The sequence below is a fragment of the Sinomonas sp. G460-2 genome (genome assembly GCF_047759905.1).
In the GTDB taxonomy this organism is placed as follows: Bacteria; Actinomycetota; Actinomycetes; order Actinomycetales; family Micrococcaceae; genus Sinomonas.
On sequence record NZ_JBKZWT010000181.1, the window covers coordinates 1 to 7,341 of the forward strand.

The 7,341-nt window shown below is 68.1% G+C and carries 5 protein-coding genes and 1 pseudogene; 4 read left to right on the plus strand and 2 right to left on the minus strand.

The genetic code is table 11. The annotated features are described in order from the left end of the window. The 4 genes and pseudogenes from ACLN58_RS15005 to secA all read left to right on the plus strand — a co-directional run. A partial coding sequence (locus tag ACLN58_RS15005) for a phosphoribosyltransferase family protein (RefSeq protein WP_415856060.1) occupies window positions 1-921 on the plus strand: 921 nt, incomplete at its 5' end. A gap of 170 nt (window positions 922-1,091) precedes the next feature. After that, window positions 1,092-1,820 carry a ribosome hibernation-promoting factor, HPF/YfiA family gene (gene hpf / locus ACLN58_RS15010; protein WP_415856061.1) on the plus strand — a complete coding sequence of 243 codons (729 nt, stop codon included), beginning with the start codon at window positions 1,092-1,094 and terminating at the stop codon, window positions 1,818-1,820. Between the two features lie 19 nt (window positions 1,821-1,839). Next, a complete protein-coding gene (locus ACLN58_RS15015; protein WP_415856062.1) occupies window positions 1,840-3,171 on the plus strand; it encodes a winged helix-turn-helix domain-containing protein in 1,332 nt (443 codons plus the stop codon). Window positions 3,172-3,262: 91 nt separating this feature from the next. Next, a pseudogene (secA, locus tag ACLN58_RS15020) lies at window positions 3,263-5,741 on the plus strand (preprotein translocase subunit SecA); the annotation flags it as partial. Window positions 5,742-6,219: 478 nt separating this feature from the next. Here the strand turns inward: secA and ACLN58_RS15025 are convergent. Continuing rightward, complete coding sequence (locus tag ACLN58_RS15025) at window positions 6,220-6,585, minus strand: Rv3235 family protein (protein ID WP_415856063.1); 366 nt, start codon at window positions 6,583-6,585, stop codon at window positions 6,220-6,222. Between the two features lie 387 nt (window positions 6,586-6,972). Beyond that, window positions 6,973-7,341 (minus strand): LysM peptidoglycan-binding domain-containing protein (locus ACLN58_RS15030; protein WP_415856064.1); only part of this gene is annotated, 369 nt, incomplete at its 5' end.

Sequence of the window (7,341 nt, forward strand, 5' to 3'; positions counted from 1 at the left end):
GGAGCCTACCGCGGCGAGCTCGCGCACGCGCTCCTCGCCTTCAAGCGCCACGGGACGCCCTCGATCGCCGCCGAGCTCGCCTCGGCCCTCGCGAGATCGATCAACGCTGCGGTCGGTGCGGAGGGTCCGGTCGGTGTTGAGGGTCCGGTCGGTGCCGGGGGTCCGGTCGGTGTTGAGGGTCCGGTCGGTGTTGAGGGTCCGGTCAGTGTTGAGGGTTCGGCTCTCACGAACGGGGGACTCGACGAAGTGTGGTTGGTTCCGGTTCCGACGAGCACTGTGGCCTTCGTGCGTCGAGGTTTCGATCCGCTCGGTCTGCTGCTCGCCCGAGTATCCCGGCAGGGAAGGCTCCCACCCGGAACGGTACGCGCCCCGGTTTTGCGCCGGCGCAGCCAAGGTGTCCTCGCGCTTGTGCGAGCCGGTGGGCAGAAGGGTCTCCGGCGTGGCCAGCGGCGAGGAAGGGTCGCCGGATCGCTCGAGGTGCGGGGCGCGGCCAGGCTTGCGAGAGGAGCGTGGATTGCGAGAGGAGCGTGGCTTGCAAAGGGAACCCAGCTCACGAGACGAGCTCGGAGCGGAACTCTGCTCACGAGACGAGCTCCGCCCACGAAGGGGACTCTGCTCACGAGAGGAGCCTGGAGGGGAACTCTGCTCACGAGACGAGCTCCGCCCACGAAGGGAACTCTGCTCGCGAAAGAAGCCCGGCTAGCGAAGGGAAATCTGTTCAGAAACAGCCGGAATCCGGGGCTCGCGGGGCGGCGGGTCGTCGTCGTGGACGACGTCCTGACCACCGGCGCGACCGTGCGCGAGGCGACGCGCGCGCTCGAGGGGGCGGGCGCCGTCGTCCTCGGTGCCGCAGTGATTGCCTTCGTGCCACTACCAGAGCCGGGACACGCCGAGACTTCGCAGTCGGCGGACACAGAGTGAATTTCAGGGCAAGAGGGGGTGTGCAATCGGTGACAATCCACTAACGTCAGTTATGGGTTCCAGCTTGGGAGGAACCCCTCGATAGCGGCTCGGAAAGGGGCTCGACTGTCAAGCAGTAGGCCCCCAGAGAGCCGAATTCGGGCTGGCCGAAGTAACCTCTGGAGGGCACCATGGAGTTCAAGATCAGCGGGCGCAACCTGACTGTGTCGGACCGTTTCCGCGAGTACGCCACCGAGAAGCTCGAGAAGATCGAACAGCTCGCGGACAAGGTGCAACGGGTTGACGCCAAGTGCTCCAAGCAGACCAGCGCGCGCTCAGGAGGCGATCAGCTCACCGTCGAGCTCACCGTCACCGGCCGGGGTCCGGTGATTCGAGCGGAAGCGACGGCGCCGGACAAGTTCGCGGCGTTCGACCTCGCCTACGGCAAGTTGCTTGAACGGTTGAGGAGGGCCAAGGACAGGCGCAAGGTCCATCACGGAAAGCACACCCCGATCGCCGTCAACACGGCTACCGCGTCACTCCCTGTCGTGAGCGGGGACACGCCCATCTACGCGGAACACGCGATGGACGTGACCGGCTCGTCCTCATCGGATGCGCGCTCGCCCTACGACGTGGAGAACGACATCCCGGCCGGCGATTCGCCCGTCCTGATCCGCCGCAAGGTCTTCCCGGCGGCGACTCTTTCCCTCGACGACGCCGTGGACAACATGGAGCTCGTGGGACACGACTTCTATCTCTTCATCGACTCGGAGACCAACACTCCGTCCGTGGTGTACCGTCGTCGCGGATGGACGTACGGCGTCATCAGCCTCGATCAGGCCTGCGAGCCCGGGGAGAGCGCCGTCGAGGACCGCATCCTCGCGTATCGGTCCGACGACGAAGGAGCCGTCGTCTCCTGACGGCTGGAAGGGAGAACGTGTGGGCAGTGCGCTGAGTCTCTCGCAGGCCCGCCGCATCGCCCTCTCCGCACAAGGACTCATTGGCCCGCGGCCCACCGCCCCCATCACGACGAGGGCGGTGGGCCGCACCTTTGACCGGCTCCAGCTCGTGCAGATCGACTCCGTCAATGTCCTAGTTCGCAGCCACTATCTCCCGTTCTTCTCCCGGCTCGGGAACTACGACCGCGACCTCCTCGATCGCCTGGCGTCGCGCAGCCCCCGGCGCATGGTCGAGTACTGGGCCCACGAGGCGAGCTTCATCAAGCCCGAGCACTTCGAGGCGCTGCGCCTTTGGCAGAGCCGGACATGGATCGGCGCGGGGAGCTTGGAGACCGCGGTGCGGGAGGATCTTGCGGCGCGCATCCTGGGCGTCCTCGCGACGAGCCGGCCCCTCACCTCGGCTCAGCTCACGGAACGCTTGGGACACATCGAGGAACGCCGCAACGACAACTGGGGCTGGAACTGGAATGCCGTCAAGCGCGTGGTGAGCGAGCTGTTCGCGCAGGGGGTTGTGAGCTCTGCGGGTCGCACGCCGTCGTTCGAGCGCCGCTATGCCCTCACGGAAGCGGTCCTGCCAGTGGACTATCGCGGCCGCGGGATTGCCGCGGGCGTCCGTCCTGGCCTCGGCCCGGGCGCCGCCCTGGGTGTGGGTCTCCCGGAGGATCGCGAGGAGGCCGCCCTCGAACTGACCCGCGCCGCGCTCTCGGCCCACGGGATCGGCACCGTCAGATGCTTCGCGGACTACTTCCGGCTCCCGATCAAGGCGACGGAGCGCGCGCTTGCCGAGCTGGTTCGGCTGGGCGAGGCCGAGGAGGTCGACGTCCTTGGCTGGGAGGGGAAGCAGTACAAGGACCCGGCCGCGCGCGTGCCTCGTGTCGCCGCGGGCAGGGCGCTCGTGAGTCCCTTTGACTCGCTCGTGTTCGAGCGCCGGCGCCTGGAGCGACTGTTTGGATTCCACTACCGGATCGAGATCTACACGCCCGCCCACCGGCGGCGCTACGGCTACTACGTCCTGCCCTTTCTCCTGGGCGAGACGCTCGTGGCGCGCGTCGACGTCAAGGCAGATCGCGCCGGCGGGGCTCTGCTAGTCCACGCGATCCACGCTGAGCCCGACGCGCCGGCACACACGGCCGAAGAGTTGGCCACCGAGCTGCGGCTCCTCGCGGACTGGCTAACGCTCGACGACGTTCGGGTCGCCGAGAGCGGGAGCCTCGCCGCCGCCGTCGCGCGCCGCCTCAACGGCGGGCACGGCGGCGCGCTCAGTGGCAGGCGCGACGGTGGGCTCAGCGGTGGGCGCGTTGGGGAACCCTGATACGCCGCCGTGCGTGTCTCCCGTAGACTGAAACACGCCCGCTGCACAGGCCCGTTGTGGGCCACGTCATTGACAAGGGAGCGAAAGCCACGTGGCAAACCTTCTCGAGAACCTTCTCCGGACCGGCGACCGCCGGATCCTGAAGCAGCTGCGCGTCTATGCCGACGCCATCAATGCTCTCGAAGAGGAGTTCACGGGGTTCAGCGACGCAGAGCTTCGCGAGGAGACGGATCGGCTCAAGGCGCGCCACGAAGACGGCGAGAAGCTCGACGATCTCCTGCCCGAGGCGTTCGCGGCCGTCCGCGAGGCCGCCGGCAGGACGCTCGGCATGCGCCACTTCGACGTCCAGCTGATGGGTGGCGCGGCGCTGCACCTCGGCAACATCGCCGAGATGAAGACCGGTGAGGGCAAGACCCTCGTCGCGACCGCCCCCGCGTACCTCAACGCGCTCTCGGGCAAGGGCGTGCACGTGGTCACGGTCAACGACTACCTCGCGGAATACCAGTCCGAGCTCATGGGCCGCGTCTATCGCTTCCTGGGCATCTCGAGCGGCTGCATCCTCGGAAGCATGGACCCCACCGAGCGCAAGAAGCAGTACGACGCCGACATCACCTACGGCACGAACAACGAGTTCGGCTTCGACTACCTGCGCGACAACATGGCGTGGGATCAGAACGAGCTCGTCCAACGCGGACACCACTTTGCGATCGTCGACGAGGTCGACTCGATCCTCATCGACGAGGCCCGGACCCCGCTCATCATCTCGGGGCCTGCGCAGGGCGATGCCAACCGCTGGTACGCCGAGTTCGCCAAGATCGCGGTGCGCCTCGGCGAGGGCGACTACGAGGTAGACGAGAAGAAGCGCACCGTCGGGGTGCTCGAGCCGGGCATCGAGAAGGTCGAGGACTACCTCGGCATCCACAACCTCTACGAGTCGGCCAACACGCCGCTCATCGGCTTCCTCAACAACGCCATCAAGGCGAAGGAACTCTTCAAGCGGGACAAGGACTACGTGGTCCTCGACGGCGAGGTGCTCATCGTCGACGAGCACACGGGTCGCATCCTGCCCGGCCGCCGCTACAACGAGGGCATGCACCAGGCCATCGAGGCCAAGGAGAGCGTCGAGATCAAGGCGGAGAACCAGACCCTCGCCACGATCACGCTGCAGAACTACTTCCGCCTCTACGAGAAGCTCTCCGGTATGACGGGTACGGCCGAAACTGAAGCCGCCGAGTTCATGAGCACGTACAAGCTCGGCGTCGTGCCGATTCCGACGAACAAGCCCATGGCCCGCGCCGACCAGCCCGACCTCGTCTACAAGAACGAGGTGGTCAAGTTCGAGGCGGTCGTCAAGGACATCTCGCGCCGCAACGCGACCGGCCAGCCCGTGCTCGTCGGCACCACAAGCGTCGAGAAGAGCGAATACCTCTCGCAGGCCCTCGGGAAGGCCGGAGTCCGCCACGAGGTCCTGAACGCGAAGAACCACGCGCGGGAGGCCGCCATCGTCGCTCAGGCGGGCCGCAAGGGCGCCGTCACGGTCGCGACCAACATGGCCGGCCGCGGTACCGACATCATGCTCGGCGGCAACGCCGAGTTCATGGCCGTCGCCGAACTCGCCTCGCGTGGCCTCGACCCTGAGGCGGACTCCGAGGCGTACGAGGCCGCGTGGCCCGCAGCCCTCGAGGCCGCCCAGCAGGCTGTCAAGGACGAGCACGAGGAGGTCCTCGAGCTCGGTGGGCTCTACGTCCTCGGCACTGAGCGCCACGAGTCGCGACGCATCGACAACCAGCTTCGCGGCCGCTCGGGCCGTCAGGGCGATCCCGGCGAGTCGCGCTTCTATCTGTCTCTCAACGACGATCTCATGCGTCTTTTCGGGACGGGCGGCGCCGAGCGACTCATGGCGAGCAGCCTCCCCGACGACACCCCGCTCGAGTCGAAGCTCGTCTCGCGCGCCATTCAGTCGGCGCAGGCCCAGGTCGAGGGCCGCAACGCCGAGCAGCGCAAGAACGTCCTCAAGTACGACGACGTCCTCAACCGCCAGCGCGAGGCCATCTACGGTGACCGCCGCCGCATCCTCGAGGGCGACGATCTCCACGAGAAGGTGCAGTTCTTCATCGAGGACACTCTCAACGCGATGATCGAAGCCGGGACCGCCGAGGGCAACGGTGACGACTGGGACTTCCACGGACTCTGGAACAACCTCCGCACCGTGTACCCGGCGACGATCACGGCGCAGGACATCATCGAGGAAGCCGGGGGCAAGTCCCGCGTCACGGTGGAAATGCTCAAGGAGGAGGTCCTCTCCGACGCGCGGCTCGTGTACACGCACCGTGAGGACCAGATCGGCCCCGACACGATGCGCGACCTCGAGCGCCGCGTGGTCCTTTCCGTCATCGGGCGGAAGTGGCAGGAGCACCTCTACGAGATGGACTATCTCAAGGAGGGCATCGGTCTTCGGGCCATGGCTCAGCGCGACCCGCTCGTCGAGTACCAGCGCGAAGGCTTCGCGATGTTCCAGGCCATGATGGAAGGCATCCGCGAGGAGTCCGTGGGCTTCCTGTACAACCTGGAGATCGAGCAGGCCGAGGTCACCGAAGAGCAGGGGCAGTCGAGCATCGACGAGCCGTCACGACCCGCGCAGCTTCAGTACAGCGCTCCTGCCGAGGACGGCACCACCGAGACCCATGTCGAGCAGGCGCGTTCGGCCAAGGCGCGGCAGAACGGTTCGCAGGGCGCGCGCGGAGCGGGCGGTCGGCCTGGGAGTGGTCCCGCGTCGGGTCAGCAGCAGGCCCCCCGGCGCGCCAAAAACCGCCGTCGGTAGCTCGCAACGGGGCTGGCGGCAGCTGGCAGGCACAGGGCTGGCGTCAGCTGGCAGGCACGGGGCTGGCGGCAGCGGGCAGGCATAGGGCTGGCGTCAGCGGGCAGGCAGGCACAGGGCTGGCGTCAGCCGGCAGGCACGACAGCAGGCAGGCAAGTGCCGGCGGCAGCGGGCCGCGCTGATCAGTTGTAGTCAGTTGTCGGCCCTGTGCTGGTGCCCCGTCTAACCGGTCAGCCGATTTCGAGTGCCGTGACGCGCCAACCGACGCCGTCGGCGTGTTCGAGCCTCAGGGCCACCGCGCGGCACCTGAGCTGGTCCGAGGCCACGACGCACGCTTCGTAGATGCCCGGCCGGACGAGGCTGGCCCGTGACGACAGCACGGCAGCGCCGCGGTGAACCAACGCGAGATTCGGCGCTGCGCCGGGGGCATCCTTCCGGCTCAGTGACGCACGCAGCTGGAGCGCGGCCAGAAAGTCGCGGGGCATCCAGACGGCGAGCTGCTGGACCGGGCGGTGCCCGGCGAGCACCTCAAGGGCCGCGCCGGTGATTCGGCCAGCGAGCTGGGCGACCCACTTCCGCTCGCTCTTCGATCCCACGGCGTGCAGCCGGCGCGGGGTCGGCGCAGCGAGAGGAACGTCAAGGGCCGAGGTCCCGTCCGACTGCGAGCCAGGTCGGGGACGGGCCACTGGGGCCGCCCGATGGGTTCGAAGCCTCACGACGGATGCCGGCGCGCCCGGAATCGGCGGCGATGGCGGATTTGCCTGCGAGCTCAGATTCGGACGTGAGTCAGGATCCGGTGGCGATGCTGGCTGGGTGGCTCGGACTCCGGTGACAAGGCTCGGGACAAGGCTCGGGGTACGGCCGGGGACAAGGCTCGGGGTGCGGCCGGGGACAAGGCTCGGTGCGTTCATGGGTTCCGTCCTGAGTAGGCGCCGTCGACGGCGTGGTTGGTCGTTGCTGAGTCAGGGGGTGGGCGCGGCGGCCTAGCCGTTGGGCGGCACGAGGAGGAGGCCCGGCCGGATGAGGTCGGGATCGTCTCCGATGGCAGCGCGATTGGACTCGAACCAGCGAGGCCACGCGTTGGCCACGTCGCTCACGGTGGCGTCCGGGCCAAGGTGGCGAGCGGCGATGCTCCAGAGTGTGTCGCCCGGCCGGACCTCGACGGCCTCCCCGGCGGATGCATCTATTCGGAGCTCCGCTCGGACTAAGGGGCCTCCCGAGGGCTCGTTGTCGAGCGGCACAGGCTGGCGCGGGGTCCATGCGTGGTCGGGGGCGGCACGCGCCGGAGGGGTTGAATCGGCCTGCGCCGTGGGTAGGCTTGGGGTCGCGATGCCGACCGCGCCAGGCTGGGT

Excerpts from the sequence above, each read along its gene's own strand:
- hpf (WP_415856061.1), top strand. The coding sequence starts at position 1,092 with ATGGAGTTCAAGATCAGCGGGCGCAACCTGACTGTGTCGGACCGTTTC.